Source organism: Paratractidigestivibacter sp. (assembly GCF_963660155.1).
Lineage (GTDB): Bacteria > Actinomycetota > Coriobacteriia > Coriobacteriales > Atopobiaceae > Paratractidigestivibacter.
In genome coordinates this window covers 1-19,045 of the sequence record NZ_CAVKWG010000038.1, presented here as the reverse complement: position 1 = coordinate 19,045, position 19,045 = coordinate 1, and the positions used below count along the sequence as shown (strand labels likewise).

Sequence of the window (19,045 nt, the reverse complement as noted above, 5' to 3'; positions counted from 1 at the left end):
ACCTGCAAAAGGGACTGTCCCCTTTGCAGGTCTACACCATCTGCTCGGGGTGGAACACCTCGTCGAAGCGCTCGGCGGTGAGGAAGCCAAGCTCGACGCAGGCCTCCTTCAGGCTCGTGCCCTCGGCGTAGGCCTTCTTGGCCACCTTGGCGGCGTTCTCGTAGCCGATGTAGGGGTTGAGCGCCGTGACCAGCATGAGCGAGCCGTGCAGGTTGTCATGCATCTTCTCGCGATTTGCCGTGATGCCACTGGCGCACCTCTCGTCAAAGGAGGCAATCGCGTCGGCGAGAAGCCCCACGGACTGCAGGAAGTTGTACGCGATGACCGGCATGAAGACGTTGAGCTCGAAGTTGCCCTGGCTCGCGGCGAAGCCGATGGTGGCATCGTTGCCCATGACCTGCACGGCGACCATCGTGACGGCCTCGCACTGGGTGGGGTTGACCTTGCCCGGCATGATGGAGCTGCCCGGCTCGTTGGCGGGGATGGTGATCTCCCCCAGGCCCAGGCGCGGCCCGGACGCGAGCCAGCGCACGTCGTTGGCGATCTTCATCATGTTGGCGGCCGCGGCCTTGACAGCGCCGTGCGCAAAGACCACGGCGTCCTTGCCGGAAAGGGCGCGGAACTTGTTGGGGTCGGTCACGAAGGGCAGGCCCGTCTGGGAGGCGATCTGCGCGGCCACGGCGGTGTCAAAGCCGGCGGGGGCGTTGAGGCCGGTGCCGACGGCCGTGCCGCCGAGCGCCAGGCGATAAAGGCCCGGAAGGCTCGCGCGGATCTCCTCCGCGCTGGCCTCCAGAAGGCCGCGCCAGCCAAAGATCTCCTGGGAGAAGCTGATGGGCACGGCGTCCTGCAGGTGCGTGCGGCCGGACTTCACGATGCCGGCGTTCTCCTCCTCAAGGCGCTCGAACGTGGCCGCGAGCTGCTCGATCGCGGGAAGCAGGCGGTCGCTGAGGGCTGTTGCGGCCGCGATGTGCATAGCCGTGGGAAAGGTGTCGTTGGAGCTCTGGCTCATGTTGACGGAGTCGTTGGGGTGCAAGGGGCGGGGCAGTTCCACGCCGCGCTCGGCCGCGATCTGGTTGCCGCGGTTGGCCAGTACCTCGTTCATGTTCATGTTGGACTGCGTGCCCGAGCCCGTCTGCCACACAACAAGCGGGAAGTTGCCGTCGAGCTTGCCGGCCAGGGCCTCGTCGGCCGCGGCGGCGATCATGTCCGCCGAGGCCCCGTCCATGCGGCCGAGCTCGGCGTTGGCGCGGGCGGCAGCCTTCTTGAGCTGCGCAAACGCAGCGATAATCTCTGCGGGCATGGTCTGTCCGCCAATGGGGAAGTTCTCGTGGCTGCGCTGGGTCTGGGCGCCCCAAAGGGCGTCGACAGGCACTCGCATCTCGCCCATCGAGTCGTGCTCGACGCGGTATTGGTCGGCCATAGCAGGTCTCCTTATTCAAGTTTTGATACGCCGCGGACACGCAGCCTAATCAGCGGCGCGAAGGCTGCCGGAGAAGGTCGCGCCTGCGAGTATAGCGCTCGCGACCTCACCTTGGTCACGCGCGACGACGCCCAGGTCGGCACGCACGCCGCGGAAGCGCGGGCTCAGCGAGAACTCATTGGCGAGTCTCACGTTGCGCTGCGCGTCGCATAGGGCGCCCATCTCGCTTTGGATGTTGTCGAGCTCAGCGCCCATCTGCGCACGCTCGTCACCCAGCACCATGGCGAGGCGGTTCGCGACGAACAGCAGGTCCTTGACCTTGCTGCGCGCGTCATGCACAGCGACCGGATCGTGCAGGTCGAGGCCAAAGAGCACGTCGTCCAAGCCGGCAAACTCCTCGTCGAAGTGGGCCTGGAAGTCCTCGGCGGCAAGGCCGGAATCGAGCACGCGGCCCTTCCAGCGAATCGACGGCACCTCATCGGCCAAGCTGTGAATGTTGCGCTTGACGTGGCGCTTCTTCATGGCAGCGAGCACGCCCTCGAGCTCGAGCTGGCGCTGCTTGGCGCAGGCCACGGGCAAAAGGCTGTTCTCGCCGAGCTCGCCTGTCTCCACGAGACCGTCGACGACGTCGGAGAGGATGTCGACCTCGCGCAGCGTGGTCATCAGGTCCAGAACCCCGCGCAGGTCATCGACCGTGCGGCGGCCCTGTTTCTTGGACTGCCACGGCGCGAGGAACCGGATGACGGCGCGCAGGCGGCGCATGCTCACGCGTAGGCTGCGCACGAGCTCCACGTCATCGGGGTCGGCAAGAAACGCGTCGAGGGCGTCGGAGGCGTCGGCCGCGAGCTCCTGGACCTGGTCCTCCACCGCGGCCATGGCGTCCCACGCGAGCGAGTCGGGGCCGGCGACGAACCAGCGCAGGGTGCAGCCGTCGGGCACGGCCTTGCCCTCAGGCATGGCGATGGCGGCCGCGGCGCCCTTGCTAAAGCGCAGCTCGACGTCGGTGAGCTTAAAGGCGAGCTCGTTCATAAAGGGCACATGGCCCACGAGCACAAGGGTGTCGCAATCGAGCTCGGGCAGGGCGGCGTCAAGCTCCGCGAGCACGCCGTCCATGTCCTGATCGTACAAAGATTGATGCACGTCGATGCCGCAGGCGTCCACCGCCTCGGCAACGACGCCCGCCGTCTGCAGCGCGCGCACGGCGGGGCTGCACCAGATCTCGATGTCGGGTTCCTCGCCAAGAAGCGAGAGGTTGCGCGGATACGTCATCTCGAGGGCGCGGACGCCGGACGCAGTGAGCCTGCGGTCGATGTCCGCGCCGCTCTCCGATGTGTCCTCCGTCTTGCCGTGACGCACAAGGACCAGAGTCTTTACCATTGTTTTTCTCCCCAGGGCAGGAGTGAAATCAGTCGTATCTAAGCATAGCGAAGGCACGGGCGCCCGCGGCCCCTTACCGCCGAGCGACAGGGTGAGCGGCCGTCCTCGGCCGTCCGCGTCGACGCCGACGCTGGATTTGACGCGCCGGATACGGTAAACATGCAAGGGCAAACGACGACGGAAGGCACGAATGGACACGAAGGCTCGCGGCATCACCATGGGGACGGCCGGTGCCTGTTTCTGGGGCATCTCGAACGTGATGATCAACTTTTTGACCAGCAACTATACGGTGCCGGCCACGTGGATCGGATGCTTCCGCGTGCTCATCGCGGGCATCGTCTTTGTTGTCATCTGCCTTGCGACCTGCCGAGAGAGGCTCTTCGCTATGCTGCGCGACCGGCGCGCCATGGTGGGCGTCGCCCTCTTTGCCGCGCTGGGGATCGCTCTTTACCAGGTGAGCTACATCATGGCCATCGGCAGCACCAACGCCTCGACCGAGGCCCTGCTCACGCAGCTGAGCCTCGTGTACGTGATGATCTTTACCTGCGCGCGCGACCGGCGCCGGCCGCTTTTGGCCGAGCTCGCAGGCGTCGCGCTCGCGCTCGCGGGCATCTACTTCATCGCGACCAAGGGAGACCCCGCGGCGCTGGTCGTGGGCTTGGCCGGCCTCGGCTGGTGCCTGCTCGACGGCGTGCTCGGGTTTCTGCACAACACGCTGCCGCTCTACGCGCTGGAGCGCTACGGCTCGCTTTCCGTCAACGCCGTGGGCATGACGCTCGGCGGCGTGCTGCTCATCCCGGCCGCGCGGCCGTGGGCGGGCGCGCCCGCGTTCGACGGCACGGGCTGGGCCGTGTTCGCCGGCACCGTGATCTGCGGTGCAATCCTCGGCTACCTGCTCGCCATGCAGGGCCTCAAGGACTCAGGCCCCCTGCTCGGAAGCCTTCTGCTCGTCTTTACCCCGGTCGTGGCCACCGTCGCGAGCGTCCTTCTCCTCGACGCCGCCTTTACCCCCTACGACCTCGTAGGCCTCATCTGCATCGTCGCCATGATGATCACCATGTCCCTCGCCAAACCCCACTAACAAAAAGGCGAGAAACGCAGTTTCTCGCCAACACATTTTCCTCCCCTTGTACTGACCCCGGGACGCTCGCGCCCCACCACAAAAGCCTGCCCTATACCCTTCGCCCGCGCAGCGCAGCGCTCGCCCTCGTTCCCCTCGCCATCCGCAGGGGCGAGCGCAGCGACGCGCCCCCTGAGCCGTCCGATGCACGATGTCCCCGCCGCGAGCAAGCGCAGCGATGCGAGCCCACGGCCGCCCAATGCAAGAAGCCCCCTCGGCCTCCCGCCTCATGCGATCCCGCGCCCCCTCCCAGCCGTCCGATGCAAGAAGCCCTCTCGGCCTTTCGTCTCATGCGATTTCGCGCAGCGAGCGAGCGAAGCGAGCGCTGAGCATGATACGGAAGGCGTCGGGGCTTCTTGCCACCCGCGACCCCGCCCCATCAAGCGAAGCGGCCCTGGGCGGAGTCATAAGGATGGGGGCCTTCTTGCCACCCGCGGCGACCTCACAGCCGCCGCCGGCGCCTACATCAACTTGCAGACGTTCTGCGCAAAGGTCACAGGATCGGCCACCGGCAGCCCTTCGGTAAGAAGCGCCTGGTCATACAGCAGCGACGTGTACAGCGCGAGCTTCTCGGCATCCCCCGCCTCTTGGGCGGCCTGCAGCTTGGCGAACACGGGGTGCGACGCGTTGACCTCGAGCACGCGGGTGGCCTTGGGCGCGTTCTCGCCGCCGTCGGGGCCGGCGGCCAGCACCTGCTCCATCTCGAGCGAGACGGGTCCCTCGGCCGTAACGCAGCTCGGCGCGTCGCCCTCGCCGGTCAGATGCGCCGAGACGGTGACCTTGGCCACCGCGCCATCCAGTGTGTCCTTCATGGCGACGAACAGCCCCTCGTTTGCCTTGGCGGTCTTTTCGGCAGCGGTCTTCTCCTCGTCGGTGGCGAGGTCGAGGTCGCCGGAGCTCACGTTCTTGAGCGTGAGCGCGCGGTCCTCGGTCTCGGCCTCGGCGCCGTCGGCCTGGGCCTTCTCGGCCGCCTCGCGGGCAGCGTCGTCCTCGTAGACCTTGGCGAGGCCGGTGGCCGTGAAGTCGCGCATTGCCTGGAAGCAGAACTCGTCCACGTCGGCGGTGCAAAGCAGCACGTCGTAGCCCTTGGCAAGCGCGGCCTTGACCACGGGCATCTTGGCCAGGCGGTCGCGGTCGTCGCCGGCTGCGTAGTAGATCTGGGACTGGCCCTCGACCATGCCCTCGGCGTACTCCTGCAGCGTGACGAACTTCTCGTTCTTGGCGCTCCAGAAGAAAAGCAGGCCCGCGAGCTCGTCTTTCTTCATGCCGTAGCTGGAGTAGATGCCGTACTTGATGCCGCGGCCGAAGTTGTCGAAGAACTTCTCGTAGGCCTCGCGGTCGTTGTCGCGCATGGCCTCGAGCTCGGAGGTGATCTTCTTCTCGATGCGGCGGGCCATGACCTGCAGCTGGCGGTTCTGCTGGAGGGTCTCGCGCGAGATGTTCAGCGTGATGTCGGAGGAGTCCACGACGCCGCGCACGAAGTTGTAGTAGTCGGGCACGAGGTCGGCGCACTTCTCCATGATGAGGACGTTGGAGCTGTAGAGCTCGAGGCCCTTCTCGTAGTCGCGGCTGTAGAGGTCGAAAGGCGCCTTGCCGGGGATGAACAGCAGCGCGTCGTACTCAAGGGAGCCCTCGGCGTGCAGGCTGAAGGTGCGGGCGGGCACCTCCCAGTCGTGGAAGGTGGACTTGTAGAACTCGTCATACTCGGACTGCTCCACGTCCGCGGCGCGCTTCTTCCAGATGGGGGTCATGGAGTTCAGGGTCTCGAGCTCCTCGTAAGACTCCCACTCGGGCTTGTAGTCGTCGCCGGCGTCGGCGGGCTTCTCCTTCTGACGGGACTTAGTGACCATCATCTGGACCGGGTAGCGCACGTAGTTGCTGTAGCGCTTGACCAGGTCCTTCAGGGTGTACTCGGAGGTGTACTCGTCATAGGAGGCGTCGTCGGTGTTGTCCTTGAGGGCCATGATGACGTCGGTGCCGCAGGTGGCACGGTAGGCCGGGTCGTCGGTGGGCACGGCGGAGATGGTGTAGCCCTCAACGCCGTCGGAGGTCCAGCGGTTGCACTCGTCGGAGCCGAAGGCGCGCGTGACCACGCTGACCTCCTTGGCAACCATAAAGGCGGAGTAGAAGCCCACGCCAAAGCGGCCGATGATGTCCACGGCGTCGCCCTGGGCCTCGGCGTTCTCAGCCTTGAACTCCTCGGAGCCGGAGTGGGCGATGGTGCCGAGGTTCTTCTCAAGCTCCTCTGCGGTCATGCCGATGCCATTGTCGGAGACGGTGATGGTGCGGGCGTCCTTATCGGCAGTCAGCGTGATGGCGAGGTTTGCCTGGTCAACGTTGGCGGAGGCGTCGGTCAGGCTCTTGAGGTAGAGCTTGTCGATGGCGTCGGAGGCGTTGGAGATGAGCTCGCGCAGGAAAATCTCGCGGTTGGTATAGATCGAGTTGATCATGAGGTCGAGGAGCTTCTTGCTTTCGGTTTTGAATTTGCGCATAAGTGGTCCCTTCGTCGAGCGTTGTTCAACGAAGTAGTTCCTACCCGTGTCCGCGCGGAGATATACGCATACGCTCAGAAAACTTTAGCCATGCGCGCTTAGATTCTGAGAGCCGAAGGCACGTGGCTCGAGCGCCTGTGTTGCAAGTTGCAAGGTTTTGCCGCTCGTGCGACGTAAAGGGGAATCTCCTGCAAGGTTTTGCCGCTCGTGCGACGTAGTTTTCGTCCTCGAACGGTCCATTTGCCTTGCCTCTCCCACAAAAGCCCAGTTGGCCTAAAGCTGGCGACACGTATCCGCCCAAAATCACGTAGCACGAACGGCAAAACCTTGCACGCGCCCGGCACTTTCGTCGCACGAGAGGCAAAACTATGCAAGGTAGTTCAAGCGCGGGCCATCAGAAGGAAGTTGTCGTCGGCAGCCCAGGCGTCGTCGGGACAGGCCATAAGGTCAACCTGCGAAAACTCCGCCTCGAGGACGAGTTGGAAGTCGCGCAAGAAGGTCGCGTCGCCATCAAGCGTCACCACGTTCGCGGCGAGCACGCCGCCGGGGGCCAAAAGCTTCGCGTAGGCGCGGGCTGCCTCGGCGCCGGCAAGACTCGCCACCGGCGCCGAGCCCGAGAACGCGTCGAGCGCGATGAAGTCGTACTTCTCGCCGCGAAGGGCCGCCCCGCATACGAAGTCGAAGCCGTCGCCGCAGGTCACGCGCACACCGGCCTCGTCGGCGAAGAACCAGCGCCGCGCCGCCTCGATCACACGGACATCGATCTCCACGACGTCGATGCGCGCCTCGGGCCGCAGCTCGCGCACGTGCTTGGGCACCGCGAACCCGCCGCCGCCCACGACCAGCACGCGCGGGGCCGGCGCCTCCACGCCTTCGAGCGCTCGACCGAACGCGCGATAGTACTCGAAAACCGGTTCCATGCGCTTCTTGTCGAGGTAGGTCGCCGACTGGAAGACGCCGCCGCAAGAGAGCACGCGCACCGCCTCCCCTTCCGGCCCCTCGACCGTGTACACCAGCGTCGGGCGCAGGCCCAGCCGAACAATATGCAGGTCAAGGTTACCGAACACGAACAGCCTTTCTTACCGACGGAATTACCCTGCTACCATAACCTGCGGAAAACAAAGGAGGCAACTCATGCACGGCTTGGGCACCATCATCAACGTTTGCTGCATCGTGGGCGGCGGGCTCGCCGGGCTCGTCGGACGGCGCTTCATCACGCAGAAGCTGCAAGACGCGCTGCTCAAGGCATGCGGCCTCTCGGTCATCTTCCTGGGCGTCGGCGGCACCATGGAGAAGATGCTCGCCGTCGTGAGCGCGGACGGCGGCGGCTCGAGCCTCTCGGCCGGCGGCACGATGATGATTCTCATCAGCCTGGCGCTCGGCTCGGCCATCGGCGAGGCCATCGACCTCGACGCCCGCTTTGAGCAGCTGGGCGTTTGGCTTCGCGAGAAGACCGGCAGCTCCGGCGACGCCAGTTTTGTCGACGGCTTTGTAACCGCGAGCCTCACCGTATGCATCGGCGCGATGGCCATTGTCGGCGCCATCCGAGACGGCCTCACCGGCGACTACAACACCCTCATGCTCAAGGGCGCCATCGACGCGGTGATCATCTGCGCCATGGCGGCCTCCATGGGCAAGGGCGCGATGTTCGCCGCGCTGCCGGTGGGCGTCTGGCAGGGCCTTGTCACCGTGGCGTGCGTGCCGCTGCAGCCGCTCATGACCACGGCCGCCCTGAGCAACCTGGGGCTCGTGGGCTCGATTCTCATCTTCTGCGTGGGCGTGAACCTGATTTGGCCCAAGACCTTCAAGCCAGCCAACATGCTGCCAGCCATCTTCATCGCCGCCGCGCTCGCGTACGTGATGTAGCTGCGTGGGCAGATATTGCCGTTATTGGGCCAAAAATCGCAGTTATAGCGCTTCAAACCGCCCCACATCTGCGATTTTTGGCCCAGGAACGCCTGGGCACCCAAAGAGCCGCCCCCTCGTCGCTGTCGTATGATGGCGAGAGCCGCGCGGAACGCTAGGGAGGTGAGCCGTGGCAGACATCGACAAGATACTTGAGCAGCTGCTAAGCGACCCGCGCCTGCGGACGGGCCGCGCCTTCTCGTCGGCCAAGAACTACGGCGACGAGCCGATCATCCGCCGCGGCTCGCAGATGCACGGCTTCGTACCCGAGCCTATCAAGCGCCTGCGCGAGCTGCAGACGACGCCGACCGGCCGCACCTGGTCCGAGACGCGCCTCTTCTATGAGCAGGCCCGGCTGCTCGAGGACTTCGAGGACCACGCGCCCTACACGGGGCAGTTCCTCTCGTATTACCCGACCTACCGGTCGATGAACGACCGGCAGCTGCGCGGCTACTTCACGTGGCGCGCAAACGTGCGGCGCGGGCAGATCGAGGACGTGTCGACGTCCTTTGCCTACGTGTATATCTACGAGCTGCTCATGGGTATCGGCGTTGAGCCGGGCACGGGCGGTTTCGAGGCGATTCAAGCCTTCTACCAGGCGTATCGCACGTTCGACCAGGCGAGCATGGACCGAAACGTCCGCCCCTGGCTTGTGGATTACGTGGTCGACCACGGCCTCGACCCCAAACTCGCCACGCCCTACGCCGATACCGCGCATGACGGGGCCATCGCGCTGCTCGAGGGCATCGATCGCGCGGCCGTGCTCTCGGCTCCGCCCAAAGGGTCGCGCAGGGAAGCGCTCGGCTTTGGCACGCTCGCAGAGCCCGCCAAGAAGCTCATGGAGGCCGCGGCCGAGCTCTCGACCTACCGCATAACCGAATCAAAACTTTACAAAGACGCGCCTGATGACCTGGAGCTTGTTTTTTGCGCCGTGTTCATCCGCCTCGCGCGCCACTATGCCCGCACGCACAACCAGGGCCTCACCGAGACGCTCTTTGGCACGCGTTTCGCCGTCCGCCACCTCATGTACGCCTCGGCCATCCACTACGACCCCGCGCCGCACGAGGATTGCGTCTTTGAGCTCTCGCCGACGCGCCGCTACGTGTGCCGCCAGGGCAACTGGACCTGCGAGGGCTACCACGACGGGGGCGCCAAGAGCGCGAAGCTCGGCGACATCTGCCGCGCCGTGGACCGCCAGCTGCGCGCCGCCCTCGACTACCCCGCGCAGCTCAAGGACCATGCGGAGCCCAAGTACCTGGTCAAGATGATCGACGCGGAGATCGTCGACTACCTGGCGTACAAAGAGGCGCATAGGCCAATCGTCATCGACATCGACCTGTCGAAGCTCGCGGGGATTCGGTCGGCAGCGGCGGTCACGCAGGAGGCGCTGCTGGTGGATGAGGAACGCGATGAGGGGACTCCGTCTGGGGCTGCGGACCTGTCTTCATGCTCAAACAGTCCTGATTCGCACGGAGGCGACATTAAGCCGCCTCCGGCTCATGCGGAACTGCTGGCGGAGACAAGCTCTCCGGCTGCGCCGTCGCTTCTTGCCCCTGAGTCGACGCCCTCCGATGGGACGGGGCCGTACGGGCTCTCACAAGGGGAGGTTTCATTCCTTTGGGCGCTTTTGAAAGGCAATAAAGAAGAGCTCATCCAGGGTGCGGGCAAGTCGGTCGATTTGGTGGTCGACGCCGTGAACGAGAAGCTGTTCGACCTGCTGGGCGACACGGCGGTCGAGTTCGGCGACGACGGGACGCCGCAGCTCGTGGAGGACTACGCCGGCGACGTCCGCGACGTGCTCGAGCAGTGAGGTCTTTGCCCGCCGCAAGGCACAAGTCGAGGTTATGCACGATTTAATTCGAACAAGGTGAGTAGCCGGCGTATGGACGTTTGCGTTTCCGCAGGTAGATAGGTTGCGTGTTTTCCGGTTACTCGGACAAAGCAGATTAAATCGTGCATAACCTCGACTTGTGTCCGCGAGCAGCCCGCGTGACCGCCCCGAGACGACGTTTCACCCGAGAATCCGAACAGATGTTTTCTTGTCTGGGCGGGCGTGGTAGCATGGAGGCATAAAACACGCAGAGAGGAACACCATGCCGGAGCAGAAGCCCGACCGGAACACGGCCCAGAGGGCGCGCGTGCCCAAGCGCATCGCCGCCGTGATCATCAACTCGCTCAAGGGCGGCGTCGTGCCGCGCATCGGCTTGCCCTACATCACGGTGGGCCGCGAGCGCGAGATCGAGGCGCTGCTGCACGATCTCGCGCTGGTGGCGGACGGCGGCGCGAGCTTCCGCTTCCTCGTCGGCCGGTACGGCGCGGGCAAGTCGTTCCTTTTGCAGACCATCCGCACGCACGCCATGGGCCGCGACTTTGTTGTGGCCGACGCCGACCTCTCGCCCGAGCGCCGCCTGCAGGGCAACCAGGGCCAGGGCCTCGCCACGTACAAAGAGCTGATCCGCAACCTCAGCACCAAGACCCGCCCTGAGGGCGGCGCGCTGCCGCTCGTGCTCGAGCGCTGGGCGCGCAACCTCTCCGAAGGCGCGACCGACCCCCTGGTCCCGCTCAAGGCCGCGCTCTCCCCCATCCGCGAGCTCGTGCACGGCTTCGATTTCTGTCGCGTGCTCGAGGCCTACTACGCCGCCTACCTGGAGGGCGACGAGGAGCGCCAGGCCTGCTGCGCCAAGTGGCTGCGAGGCGAGTACCGCACAAAGACCGAGGCCAAGACGGAGCTCGGCATCAACGCCTGCATCGGCGACGACGACTGGTACGAGTACCTCAAGCTCTTCGCCGAGTTCCTCGTGGGCGCGGGTTACCAAGGCCTCATCGTGCTCGTGGACGAGCTGGTCAACCTGTACAAGATCCCGAACTCCATCACGCGCCAGTACAACTACGAGAAGATCCTCACCATGTACAACGACACGCTCCAGGGCAAGGCGCACCACCTGGGCATCATCATGGGCGGCACCCCGCAGTCCATCGAGGATCGCCGTCGCGGCGTGTACAGCTACGAGGCCCTGCGCAGCCGCCTGACGCAGGGGCGCTTTGCCTCGGAGGGCATGACGGACATGCTCGCCCCGGTCATCCACTTAAACCCGCTCACCTACGAGGAGCTGCTCGTCCTCACCGAGAAGCTCGCCGACATCCACGCCGGCTACTTCGGCTACGAGCGCCGCCTTGTCACCGAGGACCTCGTGAGCTTCCTGCAGGTCGAGTTCGGCCGCGTGGGCGCCGACTCCCACCTCACGCCGCGCGAGGTCATCCGCGACTTCATCGAGTTGCTGGACATCTTGTACCAAAATCCCAAGGCCAGTGTTGCGGAACTGCTACAGTCGGGCTCCTTCGTCTCCTCCGGGTCTAGCGTGGGAGAGGCGGGTGCATCGGGGCAGACCTCGCCAGACGTTGACTCGCGCTTTGCAGAGTTCACGATCTAGGGAGAAGACCGATGGGATCTGATGCGGAGAAGCTCGCCGCAGCTCAGAACGCAACCGACAACACCAACAGCCTTGGATTCGTAGGCCTGACCACCCTTGTGGTCACCACCTGCGTGGGCGCTGGTATCTTCTCGCTGGCGGGAGACCTGGCCGCGGGAGGCGCCAACACGGCGGCCGTTCTTGCGGGCTGGCCCATCTGCTTTGTGGGCGTGTTTGCGCTGGCCAAAACCTTCAGCGGCCTGGCCGCCGTGCGCCCCGAGCTTTCCGGCGGCATCTATGCTTACGCCCACTCCGGCTTTGGCGAGTACGTGGGCTTTGGCTCCGCCTGGGGCTACTGGATGAGCGCATGTCTCAACAACGCGGGCTACGCCATCATGCTCTTCAACGCTCTCTCGTACTTCTTCCCGCAGCTTGGCGGCGGAAACTCCCCCGTCTCCGTGCTGCTGGCCTCGTGCTTTTTGTGGCTCATCGCGTTTCTGCTGACCCACGGCGTGCGCCTTGCCACCGGCGTCAACCTGGTCATCACGCTGGCAAAGCTGGTGCCGCTGGCGCTCTTCATCCTTTGTGTCGTCCTTCTCACCAAGTTTGACCCGGCCGTCTTCACATCCAACTTCTGGGGAGAGCCCGGCGGCCCCTCGTTTGTCGAGCAGCTGCGCGGCACCATGATCTCGCTCGTATGGCTTTTCGTGGGGCTCGAGGGCGCCGTGGTGGTCTCCGGTCGCGCGCGCGACCCGCACGACGTCAGCCGCGCCACCACGTTCGGCTTTGTGCTTGTCGTGGTCTTCTACATCCTGATCTGCGTGCTGTCGCTGGGCATTTTGCCGCGAGAAGAGCTGGCCGTCCTTTCCACGCCGTCGCTTGCCGGCGTCTTTGAGAAGGTCATCGGGCCCGCCGGCGCCGTGCTCGTCAACGGCGGCGTGGTGGTCTCGCTCATGGGAACCATGCTCGGCTACCTGACCTTCGCCGCCGAGACGTCCTACCAGGCCGCGAGCCGCGGCCTTCTCCCCGCCCGCCTTGCGGCAACGGACAGCCACGGGACCTCGGTCACCACCGTGCTGGTCTCCGCAGGCATCACCCAAGCGTTTCTGGTTCTGTCGATCTTCTCCGAGGGTACGTACCAGTTCTTCTACACGTGCTCCGTCTACGCGATCCTCGTCCCCTACACGTGCGCCGCCGCCTACTATGCGCGCATCGCGTGGAAGGCTGAGCGCATGGATATGCCGCTTGCGCCAAGCCTCATCTCCGCGCGCATCGCAGGCACCCTCGCCCTCGCGTACACGGCGTTTCTCATCTGGTCGAGCGGCATGAAGGGCCTCACCGTTGTCGCCATCGCCGTCGCGCCCGGCACCATCCTCTACCTGCTCATGCGCGTCCGTGCCAAGAAGAGCTTGCTGCCCACACTCGCCGACAAGGTGTTCGCGGCAATCGTCGCGGCGGCCGTCATTGCTACAGTGATGGTAAATCTTTTGCCGATGTTTGTTGCCTAAACCATTGTTAAGAAGCGCCATGGATGCCAACGAGCCGCAGGTCAGAGAGGTCAAATCCTCAAAAGACTACGTTGACGCCATCAACCGCGCGATCGATTTGGCGCAGATGGGCCCGGTTCGTGCCTGGCGCGAAGGGCAAGGCGTTCGCCACCGCGGTGAACAAGGCCGCGCCGTATGTCCGCCAGGCAGCACAGGTCGCGCCCCACCTTATCTCTAAAGTCGCCCCGTCATCGAGGAGAAGGTCGTGCCCGCCGCGCAGAAGGCCGCCGGCGCCGTGGCCCACGCCGTGCCCGAAGCGGGCCACGGCGTCGCGAACAAGGTCAGGGCCGTCGCGCACAGCATCGGGTCGGGCGTCGCAGGCGCGATCGGCGGCATCGGCACGAACGTCCCCGCCCTCGGCGAGGCGCGCGCCAAGGCCAAGGCCCGCACGGCCGCGCGCGAGGCCATCCTCAACGGCTCCGAGATCCGCATGAGCGTCGAGAAGTTCTTGCAGAGCTGGATGGGCAGCAGCGGCGCGCCGTCCGGCACCACGAGCTCCTCGACCATTGCGGCTGCTACGTGATGGCCGCCTATCCCCACGCCGTCAAGAAGGGCGACTTCACCGGCTTCCGCGACATCTACGTGGGCAAGTCCTACTCGATGGGCGCCTCGGCCTTCGCCGACGCCACCGTCGCCGGAAGCCCCGAGGTCTACGCCGACGTCAAGTTCAAGCAGCACGTCTACGTGCTGCTTTATCCCTGCGAGCGCGAAACCTGGACGAGCTCGAGGAGTCGCTCATCTACGCCTTGGACGCCAACGAGTCGTGCAACCGTTAGGCCGCAGCAACGCTTGGCGGAGCAAGTGGTCGCAGGCGAGCTCGACGATGCCGACGTCGAGATCCAGGACGATTTTTTGTTGCCATGGCAGCGCCTCCGTTGGACGGCGGTGCATCGCGTTGCATAAATTTTGTGCGTCGCGCGGGACAAGAATCGACGCGCCATGCGTTACAATATTTCGAACATGCGTACGGAATTGAGAGGGGCACATGGGAGTCTTCGACCGTTACGCGCCGTTCATTCAGGATTTTATCTACGACCACGAGTGGGAGAACCTTCGCGGCGTGCAGGTCGCCGCCGGCGAGGCCATCTTCGGCACCGAGGACCACGTGCTTCTCACCGCGCAGACGGCGTCCGGAAAGACCGAGGCGGCCTTCTTCCCCATCCTCACCGAGTTCTGGGAAGACCCTCCGGCAAGCGTCGGCGCCATCTACATCGGACCCACAAAAGCACTGATAAATGACCAGTTCTATCGCCTGACGGACCTCTGCGAAGAGGCGCACATACCCGTGTGGCACTGGCACGGCGACGTCTCGGCCTCCCACAAGGCGAAGCTCATGAAGCAGCCGTCCGGCGTGCTCCAGCTCACGCCGGAGTCGCTCGAGGCCATCCTCATGCGCCGCCACTCGGCCGTAGCAAAGCTCTTCTGCGACCTGCGCTACGTGGTCATCGACGAGGTCCACTCCCTGCTTCGCGGCGACCGCGGCGGGCAATGCCTGTGCCTCATCGAGCGCCTCAGCCGCATGGCGGGCGTCGACCCGCGGCGCATCGGCCTTTCGGCGACCATCGGCGACCCCGAGGCCGTGGGCGCGTTTCTTGCCGCCGGGACCGGCCGCAAGACCATCGTGCCGCGCATCGAGGAGCCGCCGCGCACCTGGCGCATCAGCATGGAGCACTTCTACACCACGGGCCCGCAGGCGCCGGAGTCGCTGCTCAGGACCCGCGAGGGCGAAGAGGCGCAGATCATCGCCGTATGCGAGGAGGTGCCTGCGGGTATCCAGAAGAGCTCGGGGATAACCCCATGGAGCCCCGACGGCAACGAGAAGAGCACGCAGATAATCCCCCTGTCCCCCGACGAGCCGCCGACCGACGTCGCGCCGACAAACGCCGACCCCGGCATCGGCTACATCTTTGAGCACACGGCGCGGCGCAAGTGCCTCGTCTTCACCAACTCGCGCGAGGAGGCCGAGGACGTCTGCACGGTGCTTCGCGCGTACTGCGAGAAGAACCACGAGCCCGACCGATTCCTTATCCACCACGGCAACCTCTCGGCGTCCATCCGCGAGTCGGCCGAGGAGCTCATGCGCGACGACGCGAGCGAGCTCTCCATCGTCGCCACCGCCACCCTTGAGCTTGGCATCGACGTCGGCCGACTCGAGCGCGCCTTCCAGATCGACGCGCCGTTCACCGTCTCGGGGTTCCTGCAGCGCATGGGCCGCACCGGCCGCCGCGACGCGCCGCCCGAGATGTGGTTCGTCATGCGCGAGGACCAGCCCGAGGCGCGCGCCCTCACGCCCGAGACCATCCCCTGGAAGCTCCTGCAGGGCATCGCGCTCGTGCAGCTTTACCGCGAGGAGCACTGGGTCGAGGCGCCCCGGCTGGACCGCCTGCCGTACAGCCTGCTTTGCCACCAGACGCTCGCAATTCTTGCCTCCGAAGGGGAGCTCACGCCGGCGCAGCTCGCGAGCCGCGTGCTCACGCTCACGTTCTTCCACCGCGTGAGCGCAGACGACTTCCGCGAGCTTCTGCGCTTCCATTTGGAGCGCGACTACATCGAGCAGACCGAGACGGGTGGCCTGATCGTGGGCCTCGCCGGCGAGCGCGTGGTGAACAATTACAAGTTCTATGCCGTCTTCCAGGAAAACGTCGAGTACACGGTGCGCTGCGACTCGCAGGAGATCGGCACGCTGGTGGCCCCTCCCCCGCCGGGCGAGAAGGTGGCCATCGCAGGGCACGTGTGGATCGTCGAGGAGGTCGACCACAAGCGCCACCTGCTCTACGTCACGCAGGTCAAGGGCCGCGTGCCGGCGTACTTCGGCGAGTGCTCGGGAGACATCGACACGCACGTCCTCGAGCGGATGCGCCGCGCGCTGGAGGAGCACGCCCCTTATCCCTACCTGCAGGAAAACGCTCGCGCAAGGCTCGCGCAGGCGCGGCACGTGGCGGCCAACGGAGGGCTTGCGCGCTCGCCGCTCGTGAGCCTCGGCGGCAACATGTGGTGCCTCTTGCCGTGGCTCGGCAGCTACGCGTTCCTCGCACTGGAGCGGCTGCTCAAGATCAAGTGCGCCAAGGAGCTGGGGCTTAAGGGCCTCGACTCGTCGCGGCCATACTACATGACGTTCATCATGGCGCCCGAGGTCGACGAGCGCGCCTTCTACACCGTGGTGGCGGCCGAGGCCGAGGCGCTCGAGGACCCGATGGAGCTCATCTACCCCGGCGAGGTCCCCACGTTCGAGAAGTACGACGAGCTCGTCCCCGAGAAACTGATCCGCAAGGGCTTCGCCGAGGGCACCCTCGACATCGCCGGCATGAAGCGCCGCGTCGCCCAGTGGTCCTAGCCCCCTGCCTGCAGAAAGGGGACAGTCCCCTTTCTGCAGCGGTTTTGGGACAGACCTGCACGCAGAACCTGTCACCAGCAGCTGAACAAAATGACGAGGCCGCAGCGTCCGCAGGCAGCTCAACAGGCGTATCATTAATTCTACTGTCGCTTTTTCTGCCGGGGGGCAGCCGCCCGAATCGCCGTACGAGCAGGGGAGATAACACCATGAACGCCGCGCCGAACGCCCAACAGGGTGGCACCATCGTTGACCTTCTGAGTTCCTCGGACTCCTACAGCACCGACGACATCATTGCTGACCTCGGCAGCTTCCACAAAGCAGACAGGGCCTACATCTTCCGTATCGACCCCGAGAAAGGCATCGCCTACAACACGCACGAGTGGTGCGCGCCCGGCGTGGTACCGCAGATCGAGTACCTGCAGGCCCTCCCCCTCACGGAGATCCAGGGCGTTGAGGACGCCGTCAAGAAGGGCGACCTCGTCATCGAGGACATCGACGAAGAGCTCGACCATGAGGACCCGCTGTACAAGATCCTGGCCCCCCAGGACATCCACAGCATCATCCTGGCGCCGCTCAACATCAACGGCGAGTTCGCGGGCTACATCGGCGTGGACAACCCCCGGGCAAACTGCACCATGAGCTTCCTGCAGACGGTCAGCTCGGTCGTCCTCAGCGCAAAGCTCAATAGCGAAACCGACGGCCAGGCGCTCGAGGAGTCGCAGGTCCTCCTCAAAAAGCTCTGCGAGCAGTACACCACCTTGTTCTACGTGGACCTTTCCGCCGACTACATCCACGTGTACGAGGCCAACGACAGCACCGGCTCCAAGTACGCCGACTACCGCAGCTACGCGCGGGCCATGGGCAAGTACATCCAGAGCGACGTTGTTGAGGGCGACCGCGAACGCATGCGCGAGCTCACCGCCGCCGCCCACGTCATGGAGCAGTTCAAGGCGCACGACGCCTTTGAGGTGGCCTTTGACGAGAACTACCTTGGTCGCGTTCGCAACCGCACGTTCCGCTTCATCAGGGCAAACGAGGCCGGCACCTGCGCCGTCGTGTGCGGCGCCGACGTGACGGCTCGCGTTGAGGCCGAGAAGCGCCGGCGCGCCGAGCTCGAGGAGCAGCTGTCCGTCATCAACGCCCTTGCGCGCAGCTTCAAGAACGCCTACCTGCTCAACCTCAAGACCACAACCGCCAAGATCCTCAAGCTCGAGGACGACTTTGTGGACGAGCGCCTTGACGACGTGGTCAACCAGGAGTTTCCCTTCGAGGCCTTCCTAAGCGCGTGGATCGCCGACGCCGTGCACCCCGATGACCAAGAGAGGCTCGCAAACGCGCTTTCCGTCGAGCACCTGCACAAGGTGTTTGCCCAGCAAGACGAGTACACCGGCAACTACCGGATGCTCGTCGACGGGCAGGTTTACAACTACCAGTTCAGCCTGAACACCACGGGCGACCACGTCCATGTTGTCGCGGGCTTCCAGAACATCGACGGCATCGTTGCGGAGCACGCCGAGCACCAAAGGCAGCTCGAGGAGCAGTTCGACATCATCAACACCCTGTCCACCAGCTTCTTCAACGCATACGTTGTGAACATGGACAGCAACGAGGCCAGGATCATCAAGCTCGGTAAGGACTACAACTCAAAGTACATCAGGGACGTCAAGGGCACGACGTTCCCCTATGACGTGGTGGTTGGCAACTGGATTCGCGAGATCGTCCACCCAGAGGACAGGCAGCGTATCTCCGAGGCGTTCAACATGGACAACCTGCGAGACGTCTTCTCCAGGCAGACGGAGCTTATCGGCACGTACCGCAGCATCATCGACGGCGTCACGCACCACTACCAGTACGAGTTCAGAAAGATCGGCGACACCCACAGCGTCGTCTGCGGTTTCATGCAGATCGACGACATCATCGAAGAGCGCAAGGCCATCAAGCGAGAGCAGCGCGAGCACACCGAGGTCATGCAGTCGCTCTCCAACATCTACACCACGATCATCAAAGTTGATATCGACACGCATCAGTTTGAGGTGTTCAACAGCGTGCCGCTCATGGAGGCCGTGACCGGCAAGGGCGGAGACTTCGACGAGAAGAAGCAGGCGATTCTCGACGCCTTCATGGCACCCGATATGCAACCCCACATGGCTGACTTCCTGGACTTCAGCACGCTTGCCGAGCGCCTGAAGGACACGAACACGATCGCGACCGAATACAAGGGCCTCAACGGCAAGTGGGTGCAGACAAGCTTTGTGGTAAAGCGCCGAGACGAGAAGGGCGCGGCCAAGGAGGCCCTCTACGTGGTGCGCGAGATCACAGACGAGAAGCTCCGCGACCTCGAGCAGCAAGAGGCGCTGACGCAGGCCCTTGCCGCCGCGCAGCAGGCCAACCGCGCAAAGTCAACGTTCCTCAACAGCATGAGCCACGACATCCGCACGCC

At 64.8% G+C, this 19,045-nt stretch carries 14 protein-coding genes; 10 read left to right on the top strand and 4 right to left on the bottom strand.

Features of this window, described 5'->3' with window-relative positions; genetic code table 11:
* Positions 1-31: 31 nt before the first annotated feature.
* Positions 32-1,420 carry a class II fumarate hydratase gene (gene fumC / locus U5709_RS07115; RefSeq protein WP_321973092.1) on the bottom strand — a complete coding sequence of 463 codons (1,389 nt, stop codon included), beginning with the start codon at positions 1,418-1,420 and terminating at the stop codon, positions 32-34.
* A gap of 45 nt (positions 1,421-1,465) precedes the next feature.
* A complete protein-coding gene (locus U5709_RS07110; protein WP_321971318.1) occupies positions 1,466-2,797 on the bottom strand; it encodes a CHAD domain-containing protein in 1,332 nt (443 codons plus the stop codon).
* A gap of 190 nt (positions 2,798-2,987) precedes the next feature.
* Between U5709_RS07110 and U5709_RS07105 the strand changes: the two genes are divergently transcribed.
* The gene (locus tag U5709_RS07105) at positions 2,988-3,878 is read left to right on the top strand and encodes a DMT family transporter (RefSeq protein WP_321971317.1); all 891 of its coding nucleotides are present in this window, start codon (positions 2,988-2,990) and stop codon (positions 3,876-3,878) included.
* Positions 3,879-4,378: 500 nt separating this feature from the next.
* Here U5709_RS07105 and htpG read toward each other — a convergent pair whose 3' ends face one another.
* The gene (gene htpG / locus U5709_RS07100) at positions 4,379-6,409 is read right to left on the bottom strand and encodes a molecular chaperone HtpG (RefSeq protein ID WP_321973091.1); all 2,031 of its coding nucleotides are present in this window, start codon (positions 6,407-6,409) and stop codon (positions 4,379-4,381) included.
* A 380-nt stretch (positions 6,410-6,789) separates the two neighbouring features.
* On the bottom strand, positions 6,790-7,476 hold the full coding sequence (locus U5709_RS07095; RefSeq protein WP_321973090.1) for a fused MFS/spermidine synthase: 687 nt from the start codon (positions 7,474-7,476) through the stop codon (positions 6,790-6,792).
* A gap of 67 nt (positions 7,477-7,543) precedes the next feature.
* Between U5709_RS07095 and U5709_RS07090 the strand changes: the two genes are divergently transcribed.
* From U5709_RS07090 to U5709_RS07050, 9 genes are all read left to right on the top strand, one after another.
* The gene (locus U5709_RS07090; RefSeq protein ID WP_321971314.1) at positions 7,544-8,275 is read left to right on the top strand and encodes a DUF554 domain-containing protein; all 732 of its coding nucleotides are present in this window, start codon (positions 7,544-7,546) and stop codon (positions 8,273-8,275) included.
* Positions 8,276-8,444: 169 nt separating this feature from the next.
* On the top strand, positions 8,445-10,124 hold the full coding sequence (locus U5709_RS07085; protein ID WP_321973089.1) for a TerB N-terminal domain-containing protein: 1,680 nt from the start codon (positions 8,445-8,447) through the stop codon (positions 10,122-10,124).
* Between the two features lie 283 nt (positions 10,125-10,407).
* Positions 10,408-11,745 carry an ATP-binding protein gene (locus U5709_RS07080; protein ID WP_321971312.1) on the top strand — a complete coding sequence of 446 codons (1,338 nt, stop codon included), beginning with the start codon at positions 10,408-10,410 and terminating at the stop codon, positions 11,743-11,745.
* Between the two features lie 11 nt (positions 11,746-11,756).
* Positions 11,757-13,232: an amino acid permease gene (locus U5709_RS07075; protein ID WP_321973088.1), complete on the top strand. Its 1,476-nt coding sequence runs from the start codon at positions 11,757-11,759 to the stop codon at positions 13,230-13,232.
* Positions 13,233-13,251: 19 nt separating this feature from the next.
* Positions 13,252-13,449 carry a hypothetical protein gene (locus U5709_RS07070; RefSeq protein ID WP_321971310.1) on the top strand — a complete coding sequence of 66 codons (198 nt, stop codon included), beginning with the start codon at positions 13,252-13,254 and terminating at the stop codon, positions 13,447-13,449.
* A gap of 27 nt (positions 13,450-13,476) precedes the next feature.
* Positions 13,477-13,794, top strand: coding sequence for a hypothetical protein (locus U5709_RS07065; RefSeq protein ID WP_321971309.1), 318 nt, complete (start codon positions 13,477-13,479; stop codon positions 13,792-13,794).
* Positions 13,794-14,174 carry a hypothetical protein gene (locus U5709_RS07060; protein WP_321973087.1) on the top strand — a complete coding sequence of 127 codons (381 nt, stop codon included), beginning with the start codon at positions 13,794-13,796 and terminating at the stop codon, positions 14,172-14,174. The genes U5709_RS07065 and U5709_RS07060 overlap by 1 nt, the downstream gene beginning before the upstream one ends.
* Positions 14,175-14,256: 82 nt before the next feature.
* The gene (locus tag U5709_RS07055) at positions 14,257-16,605 is read left to right on the top strand and encodes a DEAD/DEAH box helicase (protein WP_321973086.1); all 2,349 of its coding nucleotides are present in this window, start codon (positions 14,257-14,259) and stop codon (positions 16,603-16,605) included.
* A gap of 206 nt (positions 16,606-16,811) precedes the next feature.
* The coding region (locus U5709_RS07050; protein WP_321973085.1) for a hypothetical protein at positions 16,812-19,045 on the top strand (2,234 nt) is incomplete at its 3' end.